Origin of the sequence: Pantoea sp. CTOTU50773, from assembly GCF_032082325.1 — a bacterium.
GTDB lineage: Bacteria > Pseudomonadota > Gammaproteobacteria > Enterobacterales > Enterobacteriaceae > Pantoea > Pantoea communis.
Genome location: NZ_DAMDQC010000036.1, coordinates 1 through 24,566 on the forward strand (window position 1 = coordinate 1; position 24,566 = coordinate 24,566).

A 24,566-nucleotide genomic window follows, 5' to 3' on the forward strand; every position below is an offset into this window, starting at 1 on the left:
CTTTTTTCAGCGTTTTTCTCCGGCGGGATGAATTTCTTCACTCCCTGCTGAGCCGACTGCGTTGCCGCTTTGCCGTCTCAGTGGTGGCGCATTATAGGGAGTTATTCGGAGCTGACAAGGGTTTATTGCAAAAAAATGATCGTTCGACCTAAATTTAGCCACAACGCTCTATTTCACAACGATTTGCCTGGTAACTGCACAAAATCCTGGGCAAAAACCGCCACTTTATTCCAATCGGTGTATTCCACTTCTTTAGAGGTATCGGTCTCACCGCCCGTCATACGCATAATCAGTTGAATCATGACACGGTCAAACCAGCGATAGTGGGGATAACGCAACGCGCCGGCAAACACCGCACAGCAATCTGGCTGCCAGGGTGACTGCTCCAGGAACTTATGCGTATAGGCGTTGGTTACTGGCGTGCACTTATCCGCTTTACGCGCCGTAAGATTGACGCTGAAGAAGCCACTGACGCGCTGATGCAGCTCAGCCTTATGCTGAGTAACAAACTTCATTAATGCCGGATGGAAATGTCCGTAACGAATTGAAGCGCCAATCAGCACGCGATCATACTGCGACCACTCAACCTGCTGTACTTCCAGTAAATCAATCACGTCACACAGCTGCTGCGGCGCTAGCGTCTGTGCAATACGCGCTGCGATCTCACGGGTTTGCCCATCACGGCTGGAATATAGAATCAATGCTTTCATTAGATAATCCTGTTTCTCTTATTCACGCCAGAAGGTCGGGGTGAACAGGACCAGCAGTGTGAACACCTCAAGGCGTCCAAACAGCATGGTTAAAATCAAAATCCACTTAGCGACGTCATTCATAGACGTGAAGTTATCCGCTACAACACCTAAGCCTGGGCCGAGGTTATTCAGCGTTGCGGCAACCGCAGCGAAAGCGGAGAAGTCATCGACGCCCGTCGCGATAATCGCCAGCATGCTGAGTAAGAACACCAGCGCATAAGCAGAGAAGAATCCCCATACCGCTTCAAGGATACGCTCCGGCAGTGCGCGATTACCCAACTTGATGGTGTAGACCGCGTTCGGATGCACCAAACGCTTAAGCTCACGCGACCCCTGCTTAAACAGCAGCAGAATACGAATCACCTTCAAGCCACCGCCAGTCGATCCCGCCATACCGCCGATAAAAGCCGAACAGAGCAACAGTACAGGCAGGAATAATGGCCAGCGCGCAATACTATCGGTGGTAAAGCCAGCAGTCGTTGCCATCGACACCACCTGGAAAAAGGCCTGGTTCAATGTTTGCCAACCGCTGGCATAGACGTTGTGGAACCACAGCACTACCGTACAGATCAGCACTAACGTCAGCTGTACGCCAATAAACATGCGAAATTCGGGATCGCGCCAGTAAACTTTGAGGCTGCGGCCGCTCAATAAAGAGAAGTGCAAGCCATAGTTACAGCCCGAGATCAGCAGGAACACCGCCACGATGGTATTGATGGTAGGACTGTTGAAGTAGCCGATACTCGCATCATGTGTAGAAAAGCCACCAATCGCGATGGTCGAGAAGCTGTGACCGATGGCATCAAACACCGGCATGCCCGCCAGCCACAGCGCCACCGCACAGGCCACGGTAAGTAAGACATAGATTAGCCACAGCGTTTTAGCCGTTTCCGCAATACGCGGGCGCATCTTGTTATCTTTTAACGGCCCCGGCATCTCAGCACGATAAAGCTGCATGCCACCCACGCCCAGAATCGGCAAGATGGCCACCGCCAGTACAATGATCCCCATACCGCCCAGCCATTGCAGCATCTGACGATAGAACAAAATCGCTTTCGGTAAGGTATCAAGGCCCACCAACGTAGTGGCGCCCGTGGTGGTCAGCCCAGAGAAGGATTCGAAGAAAGCATCGGTAACCGAAAGGTGCGGCTGTTCGGCAAAAATGAAAGGCATCGCACCCACACTACCCAGCACCGTCCAGAACAGCACGACGATCAGAAACCCTTCGCGCGGTTTAAGTTCGGTTTTCTTTTTGCGATTAGGCCACCACAGCAGCGAACCAATCACAATCGCCATCATAAAGGTCTGGCTAAACGCGCGTCCGGCGCCATCGCGATAAATTAAGGCCACCAGCCCCGGTAGGATCATCGTCACCGAGAATAAAATTACCAACAGTCCCACGATGCGGGTAATGGCGCGAAAATGCATTCAGCCGTTCCTTTAAACAGATGCTTTTAGTTGTCCAGCGGGATGAGCGTCAGCGCGCCCCGGCTGTAATCAGAAAGGTTTTGCCGAAAGCCATCAATTTGCGGATGCGGCAACGCCAGACGTAGCGCGATACGATCCTGATAATGGCTCTCTTCAATGATGCCGTCAAAGCGTTGCAACAGACGCTCGATATCACTCAACTGGGCATAATCACATTGCAAGGTAAAAGATTGCATCGGCACTTTACGCGCACGCATCAGTTGCTTCAGCCCCTGCTGCACGCCGCCGCCATACGCTTTCACTAATCCACCGGTACCCAGCATGATGCCGCCATAATAGCGCACTACCACTGCTGTAATTTCACCGACGCCGCTACCCATCAACTGTGCCAGCATCGGTTTGCCCGCCGTGCCAGAAGGCTCACCATCATCGGAGAAACCCAGCTGCTGCGAATCATCCGGCGCACCGGCAACCCACGCCCAGCAGTGATGGCGCGCCGCAGGATGTTCCAACTTCACCTGCTGGACAAAAGCACGCGCCGCCTCAACGCCAACGGTATGCGCCAGATAAGTCATAAAGCGGCTTTTCTTAATGGTTTCCTCACTGAGGCTCACAGCCTCAGCGGGAATATCGTACGCATCCATCAGGCCAGATGCAGATCGCGCGTCATGTTTTCAACGCGATTGGCATGAATCACCACATTATCTTCGATACGAATACCACCGTACGGTTTCAATGCGTCGATCGCCTGCCAGTCAAAGTACTGGCTGTATTTGCCGCCACGCAGTTTTGCCAGTAGTGAATCGATAATGTAGAAGCCTGGCTCGATGGTCAGCACCATGCCCGGCTCCAGTACGCGGGTACAACGCAGATAAGGATACTGTGATGGTGCCGCCAGGTGCGTGCCATTGTCATCCTGCATAAAGCCTGCGACGTCATGCACCTGCAAGCCCAGCGGATGGCCCAAACCGTGCGGCATAAACGGACCCGTCAGGTCTTCCGCCACCAGCGTCTCTTCGGTCAGACCTTTCACCAAATCGAACTTCAACAATAGACGGGCAATACGCTGATGCATTTGCAAATGGTAATCGGTGTAACGCACGCCCGCTTTTAACGTCGCAATCAGCGCCAGCTCTTCTTTATTCATCGCCTCTACCATTTCGGCATAACGCGATTTGCTTTGGGCTGCATAGCTGCGCGTCAGGTCGGCGGCGTAACCAAGGTATTCCGCACCCGCATCAATCAGGAAACTGTGGCGCTTCGCCGGTGGCTGATGGTCGAGCCTGGTGTAGTGCAGCACCGCAGCATGTTCGTTAAGCGCGATAATATTGCCGTAGGGCACATCCGTATCACGATGGCCAGTCGCCGTCAGATACGCCTGGTTGATATCGAACTCACTCATACCTGAGAAGAAGGCTTCTTTCGCCGCGCGATGTCCTGCAACCGCCAGCTTCTGCGCTTCGCGCATACAGGCCAGTTCGTAATCCGTTTTGATGCTGCGATGGTAATGAAGGAAGTCGATCACGCCTTTGGGATTCACGCGATCGCTATTGATGCCGAGTTGTGTGGCGCGGGAGGGCACAGGTCCGATATAAGCCACATTGTCGCGCTGAGCCGGCAGCAGTTGCCCAATCTCATCGGCATCTTTCAGGCCCACCACCTCAACATCCTGAGTCCAGAAGCTGTTGGGCAATGGCTCGACGTTATGCCAGTAATCCACAGGTGAGTAGAACCACAACTTTGGCTTGTTAACGCCATCGATCCATAACCAGCAGTTAGGCACTTGTGTGACAGGAACCCAAGCCTTGAATTGCGGATTCACCTTAAACGGGTAGTCGTGATCGTCGAGAAAAACGGTTAACAGCTCGCCAGAGTGAATCAACATCGCATCAAGTTTAAAGCGTGCCAGCACCTGTTGCGCTCGCTGTTGCAGCGTATTGATATGCGCGTGATACAGGGTTTTCAGTGAATCCATGGACTTGTCTCCGATATCGCGAAATTGGCCGCAGTGTAGCACAGCCTCAAGTCTGTTGCCGTGCTGCACTCGCTGTGATCGGCGTATCAAATAAGCAAAGACTCGTTTGCAAAAAATTAACATGCCGCCCACACTCCAACTCATCTGGTATGACCAGATCACCTTTCGCGGTTTCAGGAGACGGACATGCTCTACCAAGGCGATACCCTTTCAGTTCACTGGCTTGATGACGGCATTGCCGAGCTGATTTTCGATGCCCCCGGTTCAGTGAACAAACTCGACACCAAAACAGTTGCCTCATTGGGCGATGCACTCAGCGTGCTGGAGCAACAGCCCGAGTTGCGTGGCCTGCTGCTCACCTCGGCCAAACCGGCATTCATTGTCGGTGCCGATATCACCGAATTCCTGTCGCTATTTGATGCGCCAGAAGAGAAGCTGAGCCAATGGCTGGCGTTTGCCAACAGCATCTTCAATCGCCTGGAAGATTTGCCGGTGCCGACTGTCGCTGCGATTGACGGCTACGCGCTGGGCGGCGGCTGCGAGTGTGTGCTGGCGACAGATTTCCGCGTCGCGACGCCTGCTGCACGCATCGGCTTACCGGAAACCAAACTGGGCATCATGCCGGGGTTTGGCGGCAGCGTGCGCTTGCCACGTTTGCTCGGCGCTGATAGCGCACTGGAGATCATCGCCGCTGGAAAAGATGTTGATGGCACCAGCGCCCTGCAACTCGGTTTGGTCGATGCCGTGGTGAGCAGCGATAAACTGCGCACCGCAGCGCTCACCATGCTGCAAGATGCGATGGCACAAGGCAGCTGGCAGGCCCGCCGGGCACCTAAACTAGCGCCTCTGAAGCTCAGCCCGATTGAAGCGGCGATGAGCTTCACCATTGCCAAAAGCATGGTGATGCAAACCGCAGGCAAGCATTATCCCGCGCCTATCACCGCGGTGAAAACCATTGAAGCGGCATCCGGTTTACGTCGTGACGATGCATTGAAACTGGAAACCGCTGCATTCGTGCCGCTGGCACAAAGCGATGTGGCGCGCGCGCTGGTCGGTATCTTCCTGAACGATCAATATGTCAAAGGCCTGGCGAAAAAGCACAGCAACACAGCCGGTGCACCGCAGCAGGCCGCCGTGTTAGGCGCAGGCATTATGGGGGGTGGGATTGCTTATCAGTCGGCATGGAAAGGCGTGCCGGTGAAAATGAAAGATATTAATCCGCAGGCGCTGACGCTGGGGATGACGGAAGCCAGCAACCTTCTTAACAAGCAACTGGAACGCGGCAAGATTAACGGTGCCAAACTGGCGAGCGTCCTCACGACGATTCAACCTACGCTGGATTACGCCGGTTTCGAACGTGCCGATGTGGTGGTCGAGGCCGTGGTCGAGAACCCGCAAATCAAGGCCAATGTGTTGGCAGAAACCGAGCAACATCTGCGCGATGATGCCGTACTCGCCTCCAACACATCGACCATTCCGATTAGCCAACTGGCGCAATCGCTGCAGCGTCCAGAAAATTTCTGCGGCATGCACTTCTTTAATCCCGTACCACGCATGCCACTGGTTGAGGTCATCCGTGGCGAGCAGACCTCAGAAACCACCATCAGTAAAGTGGTGGCCTGGGCCAGCAAGATGGGCAAAACGCCGATCGTGGTGAATGACTGCCCAGGTTTCTTTGTGAACCGTGTGTTGTTCCCCTACTTTGCCGCTTTCAGCCTGCTGCTACGCGATGGCGCTGATTTCCGTCAGATCGATAAGGTGATGGAGAAACAGTTCGGCTGGCCTATGGGCCCGGCCTGGTTGCTGGATGTGGTGGGCATTGATACCGCCCATCACGCACAACAGGTGATGGCGCAAGGCTTCCCTTCCCGCATGCAGAAAGATTACCGCGACGCGATTGATGTGCTGTTTGAAGCCAAACGCTACGGCCAGAAAAACGGCCTGGGCTTTTACAGCTGGGAGCAAGATAAAAAAGGCAAAGCCCAGAAGAAAACCGATCCGGCTGTTGATGCGCTGCTGGAACCGATTTGCGAGCCGAAACGCGTGTTCAGTGATGAGGACATTGCTAACCGTATGATGCTGCCAATGCTCAATGAAGTGGTGCGCTGCCTCGAAGAGAAGATTATCGCCTCACCGGCTGAAGCCGATATGGCGCTGGTGTACGGCCTCGGTTTCCCTCCATTCCGTGGCGGTGCCTGCCGTTATATGGACACGCTCGGCAACAGCAATCTGGTCGACCAGGCCAAACGATATCTCTCCCTTGGCCCGCTGTATGCTTTACCCGAACTGTTAGTGCATAAAGCGCATCAACAGCAAAGCTGGTATCCCGCAGCCCAACCGATTGACGAAGCGACACTGCAAAGTGCCTGAGGTAATGAATATGGAAAAGGTAGTCATAGTTGATGCAGTGCGCACACCAATGGGACGCTCAAAAGGCGGCGCGTTTCGTCAGGTACGCGCGGAAGATCTCTCGGCGCATCTGATGCGCGAACTGCTGAGCCGCAACCCCGGCGTTGATCCGGCCTCTCTGGATGACATCATTTGGGGATGCGTGCAGCAGACGCTGGAACAGGGCTTCAACATTGCGCGTAACGCAGCACTGCTGGCCGAAATTCCGCACCGCGTGCCCGCCAGCACGGTGAATCGCTTATGCGGTTCGTCAATGCAGGCGCTGCACGATGCGGCACGCGCCATTATGGTGGGCGATGCGCACAGCTGTTTGATTGGCGGCGTCGAACATATGGGCCATGTGCCCATGAGCCACGGCGTTGATTTCCATCCGGGTTTGGGCCGCACCGTGGCAAAAGCCGCTGGCATGATGGGATTAACCGCTGAAATGCTGGCGCGCATGCATCACATCACTCGTGAGCAACAGGATGCCTTTGCGCTGCGTTCACATCAGCGCGCCTGGGCTGCGACTCAACGCGGCGATTTCAAACGCGAAATCGTGCCGACCTATGGCCACGATGCCGACGGCGTATTGAAACGCTATGAAACGGATGAAGTGATCCGCGAAGATACCACGCTGGAAGGGTTGGCTGCGCTGCGTCCCGCGTTTGATCCGGTCAACGGCACCGTTACGGCGGGTACCTCATCGGCACTCTCCGATGGCGCGGCTGCCATGTTGATCATGAGTGAAAGCCGCGCGCGCGAACTCGGCCTGACCCCGCGTGCACGTATTCGCAGCATGGCGGTGGTCGGCTGTGATCCTTCCATCATGGGTTACGGTCCAGTGCCAGCCAGCAAACTGGCACTGAAGCGTGCCGGATTAAACGTGCAGGATATTGATCTGTTTGAGCTTAACGAAGCCTTTGCCGCGCAGACACTGCCGTGCATTAAGGATTTGGGATTGCTGGATCAGCTTGATGAGAAAGTGAATTTGAATGGCGGCGCGATTGCGCTGGGGCATCCGCTGGGATGTTCGGGGGCGCGTATCAGCACGACGCTGCTCAATCTGATGGAACGTCGTGATGCGCAATTTGGTCTGGCGACCATGTGCATTGGCTTAGGCCAGGGGATCGCGACGGTGTTCGAACGCGTTTAATACGTTGAAGCACGTGTTCCCGCCCTTTCGGGCGGGCTTTTTTACTCAGATAAAGGCAAACGCATCGCCAAACATCTGCGCTTCAACTGCACCACGTTCCGCACAAAAACGCTCACGTGCAATCTTTGCCATCTCAAAGCGGCCCGCAATATAGATATCGTGCTCGCTGAGAGTTTCATAGTCCTGCATCACGGCGGTCAACACCGTGCCACTACGTCCATCCCAACCCTCTGCGGGTTGTTCTACCACCGGAATCACCTTGAGATGAGGATGCTTGACCGCCAACGCGTTCAACTCATCCAGATCGTACAAATGCATCAATTCCCGGCCGCCCCAGTAGATGGCGATATCGCGGTCTGGCTGCTGCGCCAGTGCCGTCAGCAGAATAGAACGTGCATAGGAGAAACCGGTGCCGCCCGCGATAAGAATAATGGGGCGATCGCTGTCTTCACGCAGCCAGGCATCGCCATGCGGCATATCCACCGTGATTTGACGATCGTTTTTGATGCGATCCATCACCGCCATCGCGTAGAGATTGAGGTCAGATGCGCCAATGTGCAGCTCAATGATGTCTTTTTCCATCGGGGTTGAAGCCAGTGAGAAGGGGCGCTTATCACGCTCATCCATCACCACCATCAGATATTGCCCCGCGCGGAAAGTAAAATCCGCCGCCGGAATCAAACGAACGCGGTAAACGGTATCCGTAATCGCTTCGACCGAAGTCACCTTGCAGTTTAACGTCGTCATACGTGCCCTTTTTTATGGTTTTCTGCCGCCTTTAGCGCTGCGGCGGCTCGGCAAAGATAGCTAACTCATCCCAAATGGCGTCAATACGCGCGGTCACCGCCGGATCTTTCACAATCGGTGTGCCCCATTCGCGAGTGGTTTCGCCCGGCCACTTATTGGTGGCATCAAGTCCCATCTTCGAGCCCAGGCCGGAAACCGGAGAGGCGAAGTCGAGATAGTCAATTGGCGTATTCTCCACCATCACGGTATCGCGCGCCGGATCCATACGCGTGGTGATCGCCCAAATCACATCGTTCCAGTCTCGTGCGTTGACGTCGTCATCGCATACGATCACAAACTTGGTATACATAAACTGGCGCAGGAAAGACCAGACGCCAAACATTACGCGCTTGGCATGCCCGGCATATTGCTTCTTGATCGTCACCACCGCGAGGCGATAAGAACAGCCTTCCGGCGGCAGATAGAAATCGACAATTTCCGGGAACTGCTTGATCAGAATCGGCACCAGCACTTCATTCAGCGCCACACCCAATACCGCAGGTTCATCCGGTGGACGACCGGTATACGTTGAATGATAAATCGGGTTGCGACGTTGCGTTACGTGCGTCACGGTAAATACCGGGAAGCTGTCTATTTCATTGTAGTAGCCTGTGTGGTCGCCGTAAGGGCCTTCTGGCGCCATGTCACCCGGTTCGATGTAACCTTCTAAAACGATCTCTGCGCTGGCTGGCACTTCAAGATCGTTAGACAGGCACTTCACCACCTCAGTTTTATTACCGCGCAGCAAGCCAGCAAAAGCATATTCCGACAACGTATCGGGTACCGGCGTCACTGCGCCCAGAATCGTGGCCGGATCGGCACCCAGCGCCACGGACACCGGGAAGCGTTCGCCCGGATGGGCTTTGCACCACTCCTGGAAATCCAGCGCGCCGCCGCGATGCGACAGCCAGCGCATGATCACGCGGTTTTTGCCGATCACCTGCTGGCGATAAATACCCAGATTCTGACGTTCCTTATGCGGACCACGCGTGACGGTTAAGCCCCAGGTAATCAACGGCGCGGCATCGCCCGGCCAGCACTTCATCACCGGAATGCGCGACAGATCGACATCATCACCACTGAAGACCTCTTCCTGACACGGTGCATTGCGCAGGCGCTTGGTCGGCATGTTCAGCACTTGTTTGAACTGCGGCATTTTATCGAACAGATCGCGGAAACCTTTTGGCGGCTCGGGTTCTTTCAGAAACGCCAGCAGCTTGCCCACTTCACGCAGCGCGCTGACCTCTTCCTGTCCCATGCCCATCGCCACACGCTTAGGTGTGCCAAACAGGTTACACAATACGGGCATGTCGTACCCTTTCGGGTTCTCAAACAGCAGCGCCGGACCGCCGGCACGCAGGGTGCGATCGGCAATTTCGGTCATCTCCAGCTCAGGATCGATCTCCTGAGTGATGCGCTTTAACTCGCCGCGCTGCTCCAGCAACGCGAGGAAGTCTCGTAAATCCTGATATTTCATGCGGCGTTAGCTTCCAGCCAGGGTGAATTGGCCATTATAGGTCTGATTCACGCCGGCGTGTTGTGGTTTGTGGTTCAAGCTGGCTGACAGGAGAAAGGCACCAGCGATTGAATGGCCAGCACATCGTGATGTGCGGCGATTGGCTCACCATGACGGAACACTTTAAAGTCTTCGCCGCGCGCGCTGTAGTAACGCAGGCGGTTTTCACTGACGTGCAGGAAACTGGCTTCTCGCAGGGCGATCACCGACTCATGTGGATTGACGGCGCAGAACTCCGCCAGACGCTCATCACGCGTTTCCCCCATATGCCCGCTGACGTGAGCATCCAGATAGTGCGGATTGATCTGCACCGGGAACAGGCCTAATGCAGGCAAGACCACGCTGCTGCGCACCGGCATATCGTTGGTGGTACGGATCGATGGCGTAGCCACATTGCAACCGGCGCTCCAGCCGATGTAAGGCACATCTCGCTCACGCACGGCACGCTGAATCGCCACGATCAGTCCGTGCTCATGCAGCATCTGATTGAGGAACCAGGTGTTGCCGCCGCTCACCAGGATCAACTCCGCCTGTTCAATCGCCGCCACCGGGTAGTCAAACTCATGCACGGTGCGCACCTGAATACCCAATGAGTCAGACAGGTCTTGTGCACGCTGCGCATGGTCGCCACGAATAATGGCATAAGGCACCAGCACCGCCGACGTAATGCCGCGCTGCGCAATCATCGCGAGCAGTTGGGGGTGAGCGTAGCTCAACAGTGGCGCGTCTTCGGCCACTTTGCCATTACTTAATAAGAACAGTTCCAATAGCCAGTCCTTTTTCAAATGAGAGCGAAAGATGGGGAAGGAGTCTGATACAGATGGTCATCAGCCGTCAATTTTCTTGCAAGAAAGCGTTAATAAGCCGCACCAATCGGAAAATTCGCAGTGATTTTTATTTCACAGCCGCGTTTCCACTGGCCGATGCGCTATAACTCTGACAGCAGGTTTGTTATTCTTAGCGTCCAATATTTGGGAGCAGTTATGGAATCCTGGTACTTACTCTATTGCAAACGTGGACAGCTGTTGCGCGCGAAAGAGCATCTTGAGCGGCAGGAGGTGAATTGCCTCAGCCCGATGATCGCTCTGGAAAAGATTGTGCGCGGTAAACGCACCACGGTGAGTGAGCCGCTGTTTCCCAACTATCTGTTTATCGAATTCGATCCGGAAGCGATTCACACCACCACCATCAGTAGCACGCGCGGCGTCAGCCACTTTGTGCGCTTTGGCGCGCAACCGGCAACGGTCTCCAGCGAAGTGATTGAAGCGCTGCAAACCGATGTGCCGCAAATTATGCTGGATCCAGAAACGCCACAAAGCGGTGATGAAGTGATCATCACCGAAGGGACTTTTGAGGGGCTGCGCGCTATTTTTGCCGAGCCTGATGGCGAAACCCGCTCGGTGTTACTGCTAAACCTGCTCAACAAACAAGTGATGCGCAGCGTCGACAACAAACAATTCCGTAAGCTTTAAACCAGTTTAAACAGCTGACGTGCGTTGTGATTGACCTGCGCACCCAGCGCTTCAGCCTCTTCCCCACGCCAGTTCGCCACCTGCTGCACAATATGCGGCAGGAAACAGGGCTCGTTTCGACGCGAAGGCGGCCGTGGATGCATATCACGCGGGAGCAGATAAGGCGCATCGGTTTCCAGCAGCAGACGCTCGGCTGGAATCAATGGCAGCATCTCACGCAATTCCAGGCCACGACGTTCATCGCACACCCAGCCGGTAATGCCCACCGATAAGCCCAAGGCCAGGCACGATTCCAGTTCATCACGCGTGCCGGTAAAACAGTGTGCCACCGCGCCCGTCAATTTCGGCAGCCACGGCTCCAGCACTGCAACAAAACGATCGTGTGCTTCGCGGCAGTGGAGGAACACCGGCAGTTGTAACTCTGCTGCCAGCGCCAGCTGTGCATCAAAGGCATACTCCTGCTGGTCGTGCGCCGAGAGATTGCGGTTAAAATCGAGGCCGCATTCACCGATGGCCACCACTTGCTCACTCTCTGCCAGACGGCGCAGCGTGTTCGCCGTCTCCGCCGACCATTCACTGGCGTGATGCGGATGCACGCCGGCTGTAGACCAGCAGTAGCCAGGATGCTGTGCCGCGAGCTGACGCGCCTGCTGGCTCTCCAGCGCATTGGTGCCGGTAATCAGCAGGCCGGTGACGCCTGCTTCGCGCGCGCGTTTAACCACCTGATCGCGATCTTTTGCGAATTGCGTGCTGGTCAGGTTTACACCGATATCAAACATGTCTTCTCCCAAATAAAAACCGCCCAATGTGTGGGCGGTTTAGATTCTTAACGCTCATCCCGCTCGCGTGCGGGAATGCCTTGTCAGGATTCGGTATTCTGTTCCTCATCCTCTGAATCTGACGCCTTGCGCCCTTTACCCACATAGTAACGGGAGAAGAATACGCCGACTTCAAACAGGCAGTACATCGGAATAGCGAGCAAAGTTTGCGAGAAAACATCCGGCGGTGTGAGCAGCATCCCAACAACGAACGCACCAACCAGAATGTAGGGGCGTTTCTTTTTCAAATCCTCTGGCGAGGTAATGCCGGTCCAGCACAGCAAAACAATCGCAATCGGTACCTCAAACGCTACGCCAAATGCCATGAAGAGAGTCATGACGAAGTCGAGATAATTGGTGATATCAGTAGCAATGGTGACGCCCTGTGGCGCGGTTTTGGCAAAGAAGCCAAACGCCAGCGGGAACACGATGAAGTAAGCGAAAGCCACGCCAACGTAGAATAGCAGCGTACTGGAGAACAGCAGCGGCATCACTAGCTTACGCTCATGGCGATACAGCGCAGGCGCCACAAAAGCCCACACCTGATACAAGATCACCGGCACCGCAAGGAACACCGAAACAATGATGGTGAGCTTTATGGGGGTGAAGAACGGTGAAGCCACGTCAGTGGCGATCATGCTGGCACCGGCCGGCATCTGGCTAATCAGCGGCGAAGCCACTAAGTGATAGATGTCGTTGGCGAAATAAACCAGGCACAAAAAGATAGCAAACACCGCAATAATGCAGTTCAGCAAACGCTTACGCAGCTCAATCAGGTGGCTGATGAGCGGTTGGGTATCTTCAACGGCCATGTTTATCTTTCATCTTTTACGGTGGGGGTGGGCGTCGCATTCTGCGCGGTATTAACAGGTGCCGCAGCCTCTACTGTTACCGGTTGAGGTTTCTGAGCCGGTGCGCTGGCCGGGTGCTCTGCCGCCGCTGGCTGAGGTGCCTGAGCCGGTGCGCTGGCCTGATGCTCTGCCGCCACCGCCTGAGGTGCCTGAGCCGGTGCGCTGGCCTTGTGCTCTGCCGTCACCGCCTGAGGTGCCTGAGCCGGTGCGCTAGCCTGATGCTCTGCCGCCGCGGGGGTGACCGGAAGCTGGCTTACCGATTCAGAAGATGTGCCTGCAGACGACGGTTGATGAATGGTGTTCGCTTCATCTTCCGCTTTTTCGATATCGATGCTCTGCTGCACAGAACGCTTCATCGAATCGGCGGTTTTACGCAACTCTTCCATCGACTCTTTCAGTTCCGGTGACAGTGAGCCACGGCCCGCTTCCTCAACCTTTTTCAGGCTGTCCTGCAATTCCTGCAGTTTCAGCTCCTGCGCCAGTTCGTTTTGCACGTTAGCAGCCAGGGAGCGAATCGCCCGAATCCAGCCCACGACGGTTTTCACCGCAACCGGTAATCGTTGCGGGCCAAGAACGATCAGCCCGATAACGAACACCAATACCAGTTCACTAAAACCAATATCGAACACAGTTAACCCTTACTTGTCCCGGGCGTCGTCTTTACTCGCCGAGGTTTGCTGTTTGTCTGCCAGAGTCTTGGCGTTGAAGTCAGCGTCCTGCTCTTTCGGTTGATCCTTTTTATCGTCCTCATCGCCCATGGCTTTTTTGAAACCACGAATGGAAGAACCTAAATCCGAACCCAGGTTACGAAGTTTATTGGTACCGAACAGAAGAACAACAATGACGGCAATGATTAACAATTGCCAAATACTGATACCGCCCATGAGATATGCCTCTAATATTCTGTGAAAAACTTTGAATTGAAACGCACAGAAAGCCCGTATGAATTCGGGCTTTAGCCTGCGACATTACGCGATTTGCACCAGGCAAACAATCAGTTTGTCTTGCGCCAGCCTATCAGCCAGGTGACGATGCCAGCGGCCATTAATAAGGCGGGGAAGAAATCCCAGTCGGGTCGACTTAACAGCACCGCGGTGCCACTTAATAACAGTGTAGCCCCTACGCCAAACAGATAACGTGCCTTGTGATGGCGCGTACGTTGCGCATTCATATCGCTGACCAGTTTATCGACGCTGTGCTGCAATAATTTATGCTGACGCATGCTGTCGTAGAACAGTTCAGGCAACTCCGGCAGTTTTTCAGCCCAGAATGGCGCCTTCTCTTTCACTGCGCGCAGAATCGCAGGAATGCCGATCTGATCTTTGATCCAGTCTTCGAGGAACGGCTTCGCGGTTTTCCACAGATCGAGCTGCGGATAAAGCTGACGGCCAATGCCCTCAATGTAGAGCAGCGTTTTCTGTAACAGCACCAGTTGCGGCTGCACTTCCATATTGAAGCGACGCGCGGTGTTAAACAGGTTAAGCAGCACGTGGCCAAAAGAGATCTCAGCCAGCGGCTTCTCGAAAATCGGCTCGCAGACGGTACGAATGGCGAACTCAAAATCTTCCACATTGGTATCCGGCGGTACCCAGCCTGAATCCACATGCAGTTCTGCCACTTTACGGTAATCACGGTTAAAGAAGGCGATGAAGTTTTCCGCCAGATAGCGCTTATCTTCTTTATTCAACGAGCCGACAATGCCGCAGTCAATCGCGATGTACTGCGGATCTTCTGGATGGTCATAGCTAACGAAGATGTTGCCGGGGTGCATGTCAGCATGGAAGAAGCTATCGCGGAACACCTGGGTGAAGAACACCTGCACGCCGCGTTCTGCCAGCAGCTTCATGTTGACACCATGCTTCTCCAGCGTCGCCACATCAGAAATGGGAATGCCGTAAATACGTTCCATCACCATCATCGATTCGCTGCAGTAATCCGAGAACACTTCCGGCACATACAGCATCGGGCTCTGCTCAAAGTTACGACGCAGCTGAATGGCGTTCGCCGATTCACGCAGCAGATTGAGTTCATCAATCAGGGTCTTTTCGTAATCGCGCACCACTTCAACCGGGCGCAGACGACGACCATCCGGCAACAGACGAGGAACCCAATGCGCCATGCGGTAAATCAGCTTCATATCCGCTTTGATCACCGGCAGGATGTCCGGGCGAATCACTTTGATCACGACGTCACGGCCGTTAGACTTAAGCGTAGCAGTGTGAACCTGCGCAATCGAAGCAGAAGCCAGCGGCTTAATATCAAAATCGTCAAACCAGGTGTCGACAGGACCGCCAATGGATTGTTCAATCTGCTGCTGGGCTTTCAGCCCATCAAAAGGCGCCACGCGATCCTGCAACACCGCCAGTTCATCGGCGATGGCCGGTGGGAAGAGATCGCGGCGCGTCGAAAGCATCTGACCAAATTTGATCCATACTGGACCAAGTTGCTCCATTGCCAGACGAATGCGCACGCCCGTCGATTCATTTTTGTGCTTGTTAGGGATCCAGAAAATACAACGTCGCCAGATACGAAGCGGCAACGTGATGCGCATGTGAGGAATCAGTTCATCAAGCCCGTAAGTCAGAAAGACCTTGATGATGAAGTATAAGCGCCGAATTTCTCCCAGCGTCATTTCGCCTCCAGCTGTGCTAAACGCGCTTCGAGCGCATTAAGCGAACGTTCCATCGCTTCAACCTCTTCACAGAACCACGCCAGCTCCAGTGCACCGGGCGCAACCCGCCACTCTTCCGTCAGCACCTGACCGAGATAATCCTGCCGACGTGTCACCTGTCGCTGCACAAATTTCAGCGCCTGCTGAGCAGCCTGACTGACACCCTGCGCGGCAATGTCGCCGATCCACGGCGCCAGATACTCGGCTGGATCGAGCTCAGCGAGATCCATTAGCGCAGAGAATTGCTGAACCACTTGCAGATCGCCTTCCACGTCCAGCTCACCGCTACGGATCAAACTGGTCAGCTGCTGGCGATCGCGCAGTTTCGGCAAGGTGCTGAGGCGCAGGCTCACGCTACAGTCGCTGCTGTCCTGCCAGTCACTCAGCACATCCAGCTGCGATTCGCTAAACACCAGCACCAGCGGGAAATCCAGCTCCTGCAGGCGCAGCATCAGCACTTTACCTGCCAGACGTTGACGCGCGGCTTTCAGGCTACGATCACGATACAGAACACGATTGAGGGCGGTTTCAAGGCCGCCCGTGATTAGCGGGGTAAAAGTCATGATCAATCAGAACTTAAAGCCGCGATGCAACGCCACAATACCGCCGGTCATGTTGAAGTAAGTGGTATTTTCAAAACCCACATCGTTCATCATCGCCTTCAGGGTTTCCTGATCGGGATGCATACGAATCGATTCTGCCAGATAGCGATAGCTATCGGCATCCTGCGCCACCAGCTGCCCAATACGCGGCAGGATGTGGAAGGAATAGGTATCGTAGGCTTTGCTCAGCGGTTCCAGCAGCGGTTTGGAAAACTCCAGCACCAGCAAGCGTCCGCCTGGTTTCAGCACCCGGAACATCGAGGCCAGCGCCTTCTCTTTTTCGGTGACGTTACGCAAACCGAAAGAGATGGTGATGCAATCGAAATAGTTATCCGGGAACGGCAGCGCTTCGGCGTTGGCCTGCACATAGCTGACGTTGCCTGACACGCCCATATTGCGCAGCTTCTCGCGGCCCATCTTCAGCATCGAGCTGTTGATATCCGCCAAAACGACCTGACCCGTCTCGCCCACCAGGCGAGAGAATTTTGCTGTCAAATCGCCGGTACCGCCAGCCAGATCCAGCACACGCTGACCACGACGCACGCCGCTGCTGTCGATAGTAAAACGCTTCCAGACACGATGGATGCCAAACGACATCAAATCGTTCATCAGGTCATATTTTGCCGCTACGGAATGAAACACGTCCGCGACTTTATCGGCCTTTTCGCTTTTCGCGACGGTCTGAAAGCCAAAATGGGTAGTTTCCTGCTGTGATTCATCTGCCATCGGGTTTACCTGTTCCACAAACAATTCTTGCCGAAGTGTATCAGAGTCGCGCTACGCGAGCACGCGACCACCGTGCTATTCGTTGATGCGGCGCAGTGAAGCGGTGGGAGAATCTGCCACATTTTCATTGGGCTCGGGATCGTCCGCCCAATCTTCGCCCGCTTCTTCCGGCTGCGCTTGTTCGACCAATTGGGGATTGATCGGCCGTTTAATCTCTACGCCTAACGCGCGGAAGGATTCGCTTTGCGCAATCAAATTGCCGCGCCCTTCTGACAGCTTTTTCATCGCCTGATGATAACTCTGCTGCGCTTTATCGAGGCTGTGACCGATACCGCTCATATCATCCACAAACAGCCGCATTTTATCGTACAACCGCGTAGCTCGGTCAGCGATGCGTTGCGCATTGCGACTCTGATGCTCATAACGCCAGAGGTTGTTGATGGTGCGCAACGCCACCAATAATGTCGTAGGGCTTACCAGCATGATGTTCTGCTGCAGCGCTTCGCTGATCAGCTCTGGCTGCCGATCAATCGCCAACAAGAACGCGGGCTCGACCGGAATAAACATCAACACATAATCCAGAGAGCGTAAACCGGGCAATTGTTGATAATCTTTTCGCCCCAGCAGCCGAATATGGCCGCGCATGGCGTTAACGTGCTCCTGGATCGCCTGCTCGCGCGTGGCTTCATCTTCCGCGTTGAAATAGCGTTCGTAAGCCACCAGCGTCATTTTGGCGTCAATCACCACATCCTTGCCCTGCGGTAACCGCACGATCACATCCGGTTGCATCCTGCCCTGCTGCTCCAGCTGCACGCTGACCTGCGTCTGATATTCATAACCTTCGCGCAGACCGGAGGCTTCCAGCACCCGCGCCAGCACCACTTCGCCCCAATTGCCCTGGATTTTATTGTCGCCTTTTAGCGCTTTGGTGAGGTTGACCGCTTCCTGCGCCATTTGCGCGTTCAGCTGTTGCAGCTGACGAATTTCATGGGCCAGCGTGTGGCGTTCGTGGGCTTCCTGGCCAAAGCTATCCGTCACCTGGCGACGGAAACCATCCAGCTGTTCACGCAGCGGACCAATCAGCCCGTTAAGGCTTTGCCGATTCTGCTCATCCACCCGACGTCCGCTGTTTTCAAAGATGCGGTTGGCCAGATTTTCAAACTGTGCGCTGAGACGCTGTTCGCTGTTAGTGAGCAGGCGCTGCTTCTCTTCTGCGCCAAAACGCGTCTCTTCTAAACGGATGGTGACTTCACGCAGTTCAGCTTCTTGCGCACTGTTCACTTCCAACTGATTACGTAATTCCCGGCTAAGTTGTTCGCTCTCCCCACGCCAGTAATCGAGCTGTTGCAGCCGTTCCTGTGCACCGCTAAGCGTGCCATGAAGCTGCCGCAGTTCTTGCTCGCGCTGCTGAATTTGTTGTTGTAACCGTTCGAGCTGCTGCTGCTGACGCTGTTGCGCCTCTTCCAGCAGGCGGCGTTCGGTAGTGAAGCTGGCGTGCTGGTGCCCGGCCCGCAACTGGGCCAAAATCCAGCCGAGACCCAGTCCGGCCAGCGCCAGTGCGCCGTTAATGATAAGTTGCTGATCCATAATCCCCCCGCGGATCGTTTCGCTGAGGGAAAAGGTAAGTCGCTACTGTATGAATGTCCAGACTGTTGTGTAGCTGGCAGATCATTTACAGCGCTTTCACCGTCAAATCACCCGCCTTCCACGCATCAATCAGGAAAAACGGCATCGGCAACAGCCATTCACTGCCTTTCACTTTGGCGGGATAGCACCAGCTTTGTCCGTTGTGAGTGAGTTCAACCTGCTGCCAGCCGTTATCAACATTCTCCACCTTGCCCGCCATGCTGGAATACCCTGCGTTGCTGCCGACGTGAAAACGCTCGGTTTGCCAGCGAATTGGCGGATGTGCGGGCCACGCCTGGGCATGATGGAATCGGAAGATGTCATCATGATTCAGCAGGCTTTCGCGCACCGTCGGCCACAACGCCACTTTGAGGAAGTATTGATCGGTGAAGCGTTCACTGCCGCTGTACTGGGCGATAAAGTCGCGTATCTGCTGTTCAACGTTGTGGAATACGCCATGACAGCCGCCCCACATGCCTGCCAGCAGCAGTTCGGTATGCGTAAAGTAGTCACGCATGTGATGGAACCAGCAGGGCGATTGCAGCCAGGCTTCTACCGCCGCCACTTCACGCTCCGACAGCAGGGAGTCCGCATCTCGCACGATATAACGCTTTACGCATGGATCATCCATCACCAGAAAGCGCCACAGCGTCGGGAATATGGTCTTCTCATGTGACATATCCACTAACTGGACATTTGACTGCTTCAGACGCTGCCAGACGTGTTGCGGCACGCTGTCGTCAAGATAGATGCGACACATCCAACCGGGATAGAACTCGCGCGCAACGTCGATATTTTTGATCAGCGTTTCACAGTAGCGTGGTTGGCCACCATACAGACTGAAAGAGATGATATTTTCAGTTGGATTGGTGGGATTGAAAGACGGCGGTGCTTCTGCGGGATACGCCACTGTGTGGCCCTGACGAAAGATCGCGTCAGACTTCTCCAGCGACTCACGGCCGTAACGTGCCACTTCATCGTGCTTTTCCAGCCAGCCACACACTTCGGTTAAGCCATCGAGCCAGGTGTCGGAAGCCTGCGCACGCTGCGCTGCCGATGCCTTATAGATCTTTTGATAAGTTTTGTAGGATTTTTTGTACTCCCCCACGCGCATTAGCGTCAGCGCATAGTCACTCAGTACCTGCATGTTTTGCGGCATGACGCGCAAAACCTCTTCACAGCACTGACGTGCCACGGGGAAATCAGAGGTCGCCATCGCCTGGCGGAAACGCGCTGCCACGCTCTCAATGCGAGACTGAGCAGCCGTGGAAGGATGATTAAAGGCAGGACGCGGAGCAGAAACCGTTTTGCGCATAGTTGTTTTCTCAGTATCAGCTGAAAAACGTGCGCAATGTGATGGCAGCAGGGAATTCCTTATCCGTAATACCTGCTGCCTTGCGCACTAAATTAAGCGACGCGCGGCTTCTACAACAATTTTCACCGCATCGCTTTCGGTCTGTTTCATGGTCGCGGCATCCGGGATCTCTTTTTGCGTACGGTTAACGATAACACCCGCCACCATGCCCGCTCGCAGCCCCTGACAGGCGCACATGGTTAACAGTGTAGCGGATTCCATCTCATAGTTAAGAACCCCCATTTGCTGCCACTCTTGCATTGAGCCCTGGAAGCGATTCACCACACGTCCTGAGAACGTGTCGTAACGTTCCTGCCCCGGATAGAAGGTGTCAGATGAAGCGGTGATACCAATGTGCGTTTTGGCACCGCAGGCTTCTGCTGCGGCCACCAGCGCGGTGGTGCAGGTGAAATCGGCCACTGCCGGGAACTCCATCGGCGCAAAGTGCAGGCTGGCACCGTCAAGACGCACCGAAGCAGTAGTCACCAGCACGTCGCCTACATTGATATTCGGCTGGATCGCCCCGGTCGTGCCCACACGCAGGAAAGTGCGCACGCCGAGCTGCGCCAGTTCTTCAACGGCAATAGAGGTCGATGGACCGCCGATCCCGGTAGAACAGACCACCACCGGCTTGCCATCCACTTCCGCCAGGTAAGTGGTGAATTCACGGTGCGAAGCCAGATGCTGCGGATTATCCATCAGCGCAGCGATTTTTTTCACACGCTCCGGATCGCCGGGAACGATAGCCAGTGTGGCTCCTTTCAGATCGGCTTTAGTGATACCAAGGTGGAAAACGTCAGACTGGGCCATAACAGACTCCTGATAGATAAGGGATATGCGTGTCACTCTACGCCAGAGCGCCATATAAATATGTGATTTATTTCACCATCGACAATGAAACTTACATTATCAGAAAATTATTATGTGATTCACATCACACATTGCAGCTCGGCAATTCTGAATTGCTACAAGCGGTGCTGTGTAAGTTCGGGTGGCAGTGTTAATAGAGAAGAAGAACATAAATACACATCCCTCTGAACCCTACGTCAGCCTTGCTCCTGAAGCAGGCTATAGTTACGTGATTGCGCATTTGCTAGCACGGAGAGAACCATGAAAACCGAAGACAATATGGCACAAGAATCAGTAGCCGGTGGCTTTGCCCCTGCCGTTCAGCCCATCGCCAGCAGCACCATTACCACCGTCAGTGACGCTATTCACACCGGTGAAACTTCTGTTCCCAGCCAGGGAGAAAACCTTCCGGCTTATTATGCTCGCCCCAAATCCTATGAAGGCAAACTACCGGTGATTCTGGTGGTGCAGGAGATTTTTGGCGTTCACGAACATATTAAAGATATCTGCCGTCGTCTGGCGCTGGAAGGCTATCTGGCGGTCGCACCTGAACTCTACTTCCGTGAAGGCGATCCCGGTGACTACAGTGATATCCCGACACTGTTCAAAGAACTGGTCAGCAAAGTGCCCGATTCTCAGGTGCTGTCCGATCTCGATCACGTTGCCAACTGGGCCGCACGCCACGATGGCGATATTCGTCGCATGGCCATCACGGGCTTCTGCTGGGGCGGACGCATCAGTTGGCTGTTCGCCGCGCACAATCCGCAGGTGCGGGCGGCAGCGGCCTGGTATGGTCGGTTAGAGGGTGAGAAAACCCTCAAACAACAAAAACATCCTATCGATGTAGCCGTCGATCTTAACGCACCGGTGCTCGGATTGTACGGCGGTCAGGATGAGAGCATCCCGTTAGAGACCATTGATAAGATGCGTCAGGCACTGCATGCCGCCAATGCCAAAGCGGAAATCGTGGTGTATCCGGAAGCGGGACACGCGTTTAATGCCGATTATCGCCCAAGCTACCATGCTGACTCAGCCGCTGATGGCTGGGTACGAATGTTGGCCTGGTTTAAGCAGTATGGCGTTGCACCCAACGCGTAATAACAAGGGGCGCTGCAAGGCGCCCCTGTTTCTCACGATTAAGCCGATTCCGCGCGCAGCTTTTTCGCGGCGGTCACCATGTTCGCCAGCGCCTGCCGGGTTTCACTCCAGCCACGGGTTTTCAGACCGCAGTCCGGGTTGACCCACAAACGTGCGGGCGGAATGCTTTGCGCCGCTTTGTGCAGCAGATCTTCAATCCATTCGACGCTGGGTACGTTCGGGGAATGAATGTCATACACACCTGGCCCAATTTCGTTCGGGTATTCGAACGCTTTAAACGCATCCAGCAATTCCATATCCGAGCGTGAGGTTTCGATGGTAATCACGTCCGCGTCCAGTGCCGCTATCGATTCCATGATGTCATTGAACTCGCAATAACACATGTGCGTGTGGATCTGCGTTTCATCCTGCGCCACAGCCGCGTTGAGGCGGAAGGCATCCACTGCCCAGGACAGGTACGCCGCCCACTCCGACTGGTGCAAGGGTAAGCCTTCGCGCAGCGCGGGTTCATCAATCTGGATGATCCCGATCCCGGCTTTTTCCAGGTCTTCCACTTCATCACGCAGCGCCAGTGCAATCTGTTTAGCAAGGGTTTCCCGCGTCACGTCTTCACGCGGGAATGACCAGCACAAAATCGTGACCGGGCCGGTGAGCATGCCTTTCACTGGCTTTTCAGTCAGCGATTGCGCGTACTTCGCCCACTCAACGGTAATCGGCTGCGGACGACTAACATCACCGATGATCACCGGCGGCTTCACACAGCGAGAGCCATAGCTTTGCACCCAGCCATTTTGCGTAAACACGAAGCCATCGAGGTTTTCGCCAAAGTATTCCACCATGTCATTACGCTCTGCTTCGCCGTGCACCAGCACATCCAGCCCGAGCCGTTCCTGTTCGGCAATCGCCTGCTTGATGTGCTCCGCGATGCCGGTGCGATAGTGGCCTCCATCGATATTGCCTTTTTTGAAGTCGAGTCGCAGGCCGCGAATTTCGGTGGTTTGCGGGAAGGATCCAATCGTGGTGGTCGGCCAGGCAGGCAGATTAAAGCGATGGCGCTGCGCTTTGGCGCGTTCGTCATAGTGGCTGACGCGCTCAACGTCTTTGGCCTGAATATTCGCCAGACGTGCGCCCACTGCGGCATTGTGCACGCGCGAAGAATGAGAACGGGCACGAATCGGCGCGCTCCACTCCGTCAGCGAGGCCGCATCGTTATTATTGAGCGCCTGGCTCAACAACCTCAGCTCAGCACACTTCTGTAAAGCAAAGGCAAACCAGCTTTTCACTTCCGCATCGAGCCGGGTTTCGACACTGAGATCGATCGGGCTGTGCAGCAGCGAGCAGGAGGAACCAATCCACAGATTTTCACGCTGCCCGACCAGCGGTTGCAGGCGATCGAACCAGCAGCTGAGCTCGGCACGCCAGACATTGCGGCCGTTGATCACCCCGACTGAGAGCAGCCAGTCGGCGGGGAGCTGTTGGTGGATATGCTGGATGTCATCTTTGCCATGCACCAGGTCAACGTGTAAACCTTGAACCGGTAGCGTCTTAATCACGTCGAGATTTTGACCGATGCTGTCAAAGTAGGTCGTCAGTAGCAGTTTTACATGACCTTGCAGCGCATCGTAGGCAGGCTTGAACGCATCACGCCATTCCTGTGGCAGCTCCAGCACCAGCGCGGGTTCATCGATCTGCACCCATTCAATACCGCGCTGATGCAGTTCAGCCAGCACTTGCTGATAGACCGGCAGTATCGCTTTCAGCAACGACAGGCGGTCAAACGGCTCACCTTTGACTTTGCCCAACCACAGGTAAGTGACCGGTCCCAGCAGCACCGGTTTGATCGGGTGACCCAGCGCCAATGCTTCGTCCACTTCTTCAAGGAGCTGTGTCCAGCTTAGTGAGAACTGCTGGCCCTGAGTGAATTCCGGCACCATATAGTGATAGTTGGTGTTAAACCATTTGGTCATTTCAGCGGCGGCGGCAGGATTGCCGCTGGGGGCGCGGCCACGTCCCAGACGGAACAGCGTATCGAGATCGACCGATCCATCCTGGTTCTGATGGCGCGCCGGCACATTGCCCAGCATCAGGCTGGTGGTCAGCACATGATCATACCAGGCGAAATCACCCACGGGCAGCAGATCCACCCCCGCGTCTTTCTGCTGTTGCCAGTGACGAGCGCGCAGCTCGCGCCCCACGGCCAGCAGCGTTTCCTGTGAGCTGTTACCTGCCCAGTAGCTTTCCTGTGCTTTTTTCAGTTCACGACGCAGACCGACACGAGGGAAACCGAGCGTATGGTTCAGAATGGTCATTTAGTGATCTCCAGATATGCTTAACGGGCCGAGCCCGTTTACGTTCATCCAGCGAGTGACATTGCCGTCCGCTGAACGCCTGAACTGGACGAAAGCCATGTGGCGGTGGCGCTTGCTTGAGATGTTTAGCCGTCCAGATGTTTACACCGCCATAATCTGCGGGTACTGTATGTTCCTCAAGCGCAATTT

At 54.9% G+C, this 24,566-nt stretch carries 22 protein-coding genes; 4 read left to right on the forward strand and 18 right to left on the reverse strand.

The annotated features are described in order from the left end of the window. Positions 1 to 173 precede the first annotated feature (173 nt). From hemG to pepQ, 4 genes are read right to left on the reverse strand one after another with little or no spacing between them, the layout of a single operon-like run. Entirely contained in the window at positions 174 to 710 is a 537-nt protein-coding gene (gene hemG / locus RT340_RS08140; protein ID WP_097118536.1) for a menaquinone-dependent protoporphyrinogen IX dehydrogenase, read from the reverse strand. Positions 711 to 728: 18 nt separating this feature from the next. Beyond that, positions 729 to 2,180 carry a Trk system potassium transporter TrkH gene (gene trkH, locus RT340_RS08145; protein ID WP_034827948.1) on the reverse strand — a complete coding sequence of 484 codons (1,452 nt, stop codon included), beginning with the start codon at positions 2,178 to 2,180 and terminating at the stop codon, positions 729 to 731. Positions 2,181 to 2,206: 26 nt separating this feature from the next. Continuing rightward, a complete protein-coding gene (locus RT340_RS08150) occupies positions 2,207 to 2,824 on the reverse strand; it encodes an IMPACT family protein (RefSeq protein ID WP_034827946.1) in 618 nt (205 codons plus the stop codon). Next, positions 2,824 to 4,155 carry a Xaa-Pro dipeptidase gene (gene pepQ, locus RT340_RS08155; RefSeq protein ID WP_034827944.1) on the reverse strand — a complete coding sequence of 444 codons (1,332 nt, stop codon included), beginning with the start codon at positions 4,153 to 4,155 and terminating at the stop codon, positions 2,824 to 2,826. Before pepQ ends, RT340_RS08150 begins: the two co-directional genes overlap by 1 nt. Positions 4,156 to 4,341: 186 nt before the next feature. Here pepQ and fadB point away from each other — a divergent pair, with 186 nt between their 5' ends. Both fadB and fadA read left to right on the forward strand, forming a co-directional pair. Further along, positions 4,342 to 6,525, forward strand: a complete 2,184-nt coding sequence (gene fadB / locus RT340_RS08160) for a fatty acid oxidation complex subunit alpha FadB (protein WP_313375278.1) — start codon at positions 4,342 to 4,344, stop codon at positions 6,523 to 6,525. A 10-nt stretch (positions 6,526 to 6,535) separates the two neighbouring features. Beyond that, the gene (gene fadA, locus RT340_RS08165; protein WP_160833392.1) at positions 6,536 to 7,699 is read left to right on the forward strand and encodes an acetyl-CoA C-acyltransferase FadA; all 1,164 of its coding nucleotides are present in this window, start codon (positions 6,536 to 6,538) and stop codon (positions 7,697 to 7,699) included. Between the two features lie 45 nt (positions 7,700 to 7,744). Here fadA and fre read toward each other — a convergent pair whose 3' ends face one another. From fre to pepE, 3 genes are all read right to left on the reverse strand, one after another. Next, complete coding sequence (gene fre / locus RT340_RS08170) at positions 7,745 to 8,446, reverse strand: NAD(P)H-flavin reductase (RefSeq protein WP_097118532.1); 702 nt, start codon at positions 8,444 to 8,446, stop codon at positions 7,745 to 7,747. Between the two features lie 31 nt (positions 8,447 to 8,477). Further along, on the reverse strand, positions 8,478 to 9,962 hold the full coding sequence (gene ubiD / locus RT340_RS08175; protein WP_160833390.1) for a 4-hydroxy-3-polyprenylbenzoate decarboxylase: 1,485 nt from the start codon (positions 9,960 to 9,962) through the stop codon (positions 8,478 to 8,480). A gap of 74 nt (positions 9,963 to 10,036) precedes the next feature. Then, positions 10,037 to 10,768, reverse strand: coding sequence for a dipeptidase PepE (pepE, locus tag RT340_RS08180; RefSeq protein ID WP_160833389.1), 732 nt, complete (start codon positions 10,766 to 10,768; stop codon positions 10,037 to 10,039). 216 nt (positions 10,769 to 10,984) lie between these two features. Here pepE and rfaH point away from each other — a divergent pair, with 216 nt between their 5' ends. After that, complete coding sequence (gene rfaH, locus RT340_RS08185) at positions 10,985 to 11,473, forward strand: transcription/translation regulatory transformer protein RfaH (protein ID WP_038643771.1); 489 nt, start codon at positions 10,985 to 10,987, stop codon at positions 11,471 to 11,473. On the opposite strand, the gene tatD is transcribed toward rfaH, so the two are convergent. The 10 genes from tatD to udp all read right to left on the reverse strand — a co-directional run bounded on the left by tatD (position 11,470) and on the right by udp (position 20,931). Further along, positions 11,470 to 12,252 (reverse strand): 3'-5' ssDNA/RNA exonuclease TatD, encoded by a 783-nt coding sequence (gene tatD / locus RT340_RS08190; protein WP_034827928.1) that lies wholly within the window; start codon positions 12,250 to 12,252, stop codon positions 11,470 to 11,472. The two genes, rfaH and tatD, sit on opposite strands and share 4 nt — an antisense overlap. A gap of 83 nt (positions 12,253 to 12,335) precedes the next feature. Continuing rightward, entirely contained in the window at positions 12,336 to 13,103 is a 768-nt protein-coding gene (gene tatC / locus RT340_RS08195) for a Sec-independent protein translocase subunit TatC (protein ID WP_034827926.1), read from the reverse strand. Between the two features lie 2 nt (positions 13,104 to 13,105). Beyond that, positions 13,106 to 13,771, reverse strand: a complete 666-nt coding sequence (tatB, locus tag RT340_RS08200; RefSeq protein ID WP_313375285.1) for a Sec-independent protein translocase protein TatB — start codon at positions 13,769 to 13,771, stop codon at positions 13,106 to 13,108. Positions 13,772 to 13,780: 9 nt separating this feature from the next. After that, complete coding sequence (tatA, locus tag RT340_RS08205) at positions 13,781 to 14,026, reverse strand: Sec-independent protein translocase subunit TatA (RefSeq protein WP_038643775.1); 246 nt, start codon at positions 14,024 to 14,026, stop codon at positions 13,781 to 13,783. A 110-nt stretch (positions 14,027 to 14,136) separates the two neighbouring features. Further along, positions 14,137 to 15,774 (reverse strand): ubiquinone biosynthesis regulatory protein kinase UbiB, encoded by a 1,638-nt coding sequence (gene ubiB, locus RT340_RS08210; protein ID WP_097118529.1) that lies wholly within the window; start codon positions 15,772 to 15,774, stop codon positions 14,137 to 14,139. Continuing rightward, the gene (locus RT340_RS08215) at positions 15,771 to 16,376 is read right to left on the reverse strand and encodes an SCP2 domain-containing protein (RefSeq protein ID WP_097118528.1); all 606 of its coding nucleotides are present in this window, start codon (positions 16,374 to 16,376) and stop codon (positions 15,771 to 15,773) included. Before RT340_RS08215 ends, ubiB begins: the two co-directional genes overlap by 4 nt. A gap of 6 nt (positions 16,377 to 16,382) precedes the next feature. Next, positions 16,383 to 17,141: a bifunctional demethylmenaquinone methyltransferase/2-methoxy-6-polyprenyl-1,4-benzoquinol methylase UbiE gene (ubiE, locus tag RT340_RS08220; RefSeq protein WP_097118527.1), complete on the reverse strand. Its 759-nt coding sequence runs from the start codon at positions 17,139 to 17,141 to the stop codon at positions 16,383 to 16,385. 75 nt (positions 17,142 to 17,216) lie between these two features. Then, the gene (gene rmuC / locus RT340_RS08225; RefSeq protein ID WP_313375289.1) at positions 17,217 to 18,728 is read right to left on the reverse strand and encodes a DNA recombination protein RmuC; all 1,512 of its coding nucleotides are present in this window, start codon (positions 18,726 to 18,728) and stop codon (positions 17,217 to 17,219) included. Positions 18,729 to 18,813: 85 nt separating this feature from the next. Next, positions 18,814 to 20,082, reverse strand: a complete 1,269-nt coding sequence (locus tag RT340_RS08230) for a tetratricopeptide repeat protein (protein WP_313375291.1) — start codon at positions 20,080 to 20,082, stop codon at positions 18,814 to 18,816. A gap of 87 nt (positions 20,083 to 20,169) precedes the next feature. Continuing rightward, the gene (gene udp / locus RT340_RS08235; RefSeq protein ID WP_313375293.1) at positions 20,170 to 20,931 is read right to left on the reverse strand and encodes a uridine phosphorylase; all 762 of its coding nucleotides are present in this window, start codon (positions 20,929 to 20,931) and stop codon (positions 20,170 to 20,172) included. A 300-nt stretch (positions 20,932 to 21,231) separates the two neighbouring features. Between udp and RT340_RS08240 the strand changes: the two genes are divergently transcribed. After that, a complete protein-coding gene (locus RT340_RS08240) occupies positions 21,232 to 22,068 on the forward strand; it encodes a dienelactone hydrolase family protein (protein ID WP_160833384.1) in 837 nt (278 codons plus the stop codon). A 38-nt stretch (positions 22,069 to 22,106) separates the two neighbouring features. On the opposite strand, the gene metE is transcribed toward RT340_RS08240, so the two are convergent. Further along, a complete protein-coding gene (gene metE, locus RT340_RS08245) occupies positions 22,107 to 24,377 on the reverse strand; it encodes a 5-methyltetrahydropteroyltriglutamate--homocysteine S-methyltransferase (protein WP_097118523.1) in 2,271 nt (756 codons plus the stop codon). Between the last annotated feature and the right edge of the window lie 189 nt (positions 24,378 to 24,566).

Coding starts and splice junctions, on each gene's coding strand:
- hemG (WP_097118536.1), bottom strand. CDS start 710: ATGAAAGCATTGATTCTATATTCCAGCCGTGATGGGCAAACCCGTGAG.
- trkH (WP_034827948.1), bottom strand. CDS start 2,180: ATGCATTTTCGCGCCATTACCCGCATCGTGGGACTGTTGGTAATTTTA.
- RT340_RS08150 (WP_034827946.1), bottom strand. CDS start 2,824: ATGGATGCGTACGATATTCCCGCTGAGGCTGTGAGCCTCAGTGAGGAA.
- pepQ (WP_034827944.1), bottom strand. CDS start 4,155: ATGGATTCACTGAAAACCCTGTATCACGCGCATATCAATACGCTGCAA.
- fadB (WP_313375278.1), top strand. CDS start 4,342: ATGCTCTACCAAGGCGATACCCTTTCAGTTCACTGGCTTGATGACGGC.
- fadA (WP_160833392.1), top strand. CDS start 6,536: ATGGAAAAGGTAGTCATAGTTGATGCAGTGCGCACACCAATGGGACGC.
- fre (WP_097118532.1), bottom strand. CDS start 8,446: ATGACGACGTTAAACTGCAAGGTGACTTCGGTCGAAGCGATTACGGAT.
- ubiD (WP_160833390.1), bottom strand. CDS start 9,962: ATGAAATATCAGGATTTACGAGACTTCCTCGCGTTGCTGGAGCAGCGC.
- rfaH (WP_038643771.1), top strand. CDS start 10,985: ATGGAATCCTGGTACTTACTCTATTGCAAACGTGGACAGCTGTTGCGC.
- tatD (WP_034827928.1), bottom strand. CDS start 12,252: ATGTTTGATATCGGTGTAAACCTGACCAGCACGCAATTCGCAAAAGAT.
- tatC (WP_034827926.1), bottom strand. CDS start 13,103: ATGGCCGTTGAAGATACCCAACCGCTCATCAGCCACCTGATTGAGCTG.
- tatA (WP_038643775.1), bottom strand. CDS start 14,026: ATGGGCGGTATCAGTATTTGGCAATTGTTAATCATTGCCGTCATTGTT.
- ubiB (WP_097118529.1), bottom strand. CDS start 15,774: ATGACGCTGGGAGAAATTCGGCGCTTATACTTCATCATCAAGGTCTTT.
- RT340_RS08215 (WP_097118528.1), bottom strand. CDS start 16,376: ATGACTTTTACCCCGCTAATCACGGGCGGCCTTGAAACCGCCCTCAAT.
- ubiE (WP_097118527.1), bottom strand. CDS start 17,141: ATGGCAGATGAATCACAGCAGGAAACTACCCATTTTGGCTTTCAGACC.
- rmuC (WP_313375289.1), bottom strand. CDS start 18,728: ATGGATCAGCAACTTATCATTAACGGCGCACTGGCGCTGGCCGGACTG.
- RT340_RS08230 (WP_313375291.1), bottom strand. CDS start 20,082: ATGCGCAAAACGGTTTCTGCTCCGCGTCCTGCCTTTAATCATCCTTCC.
- udp (WP_313375293.1), bottom strand. CDS start 20,931: ATGGCCCAGTCTGACGTTTTCCACCTTGGTATCACTAAAGCCGATCTG.
- RT340_RS08240 (WP_160833384.1), top strand. CDS start 21,232: ATGAAAACCGAAGACAATATGGCACAAGAATCAGTAGCCGGTGGCTTT.
- metE (WP_097118523.1), bottom strand. CDS start 24,377: ATGACCATTCTGAACCATACGCTCGGTTTCCCTCGTGTCGGTCTGCGT.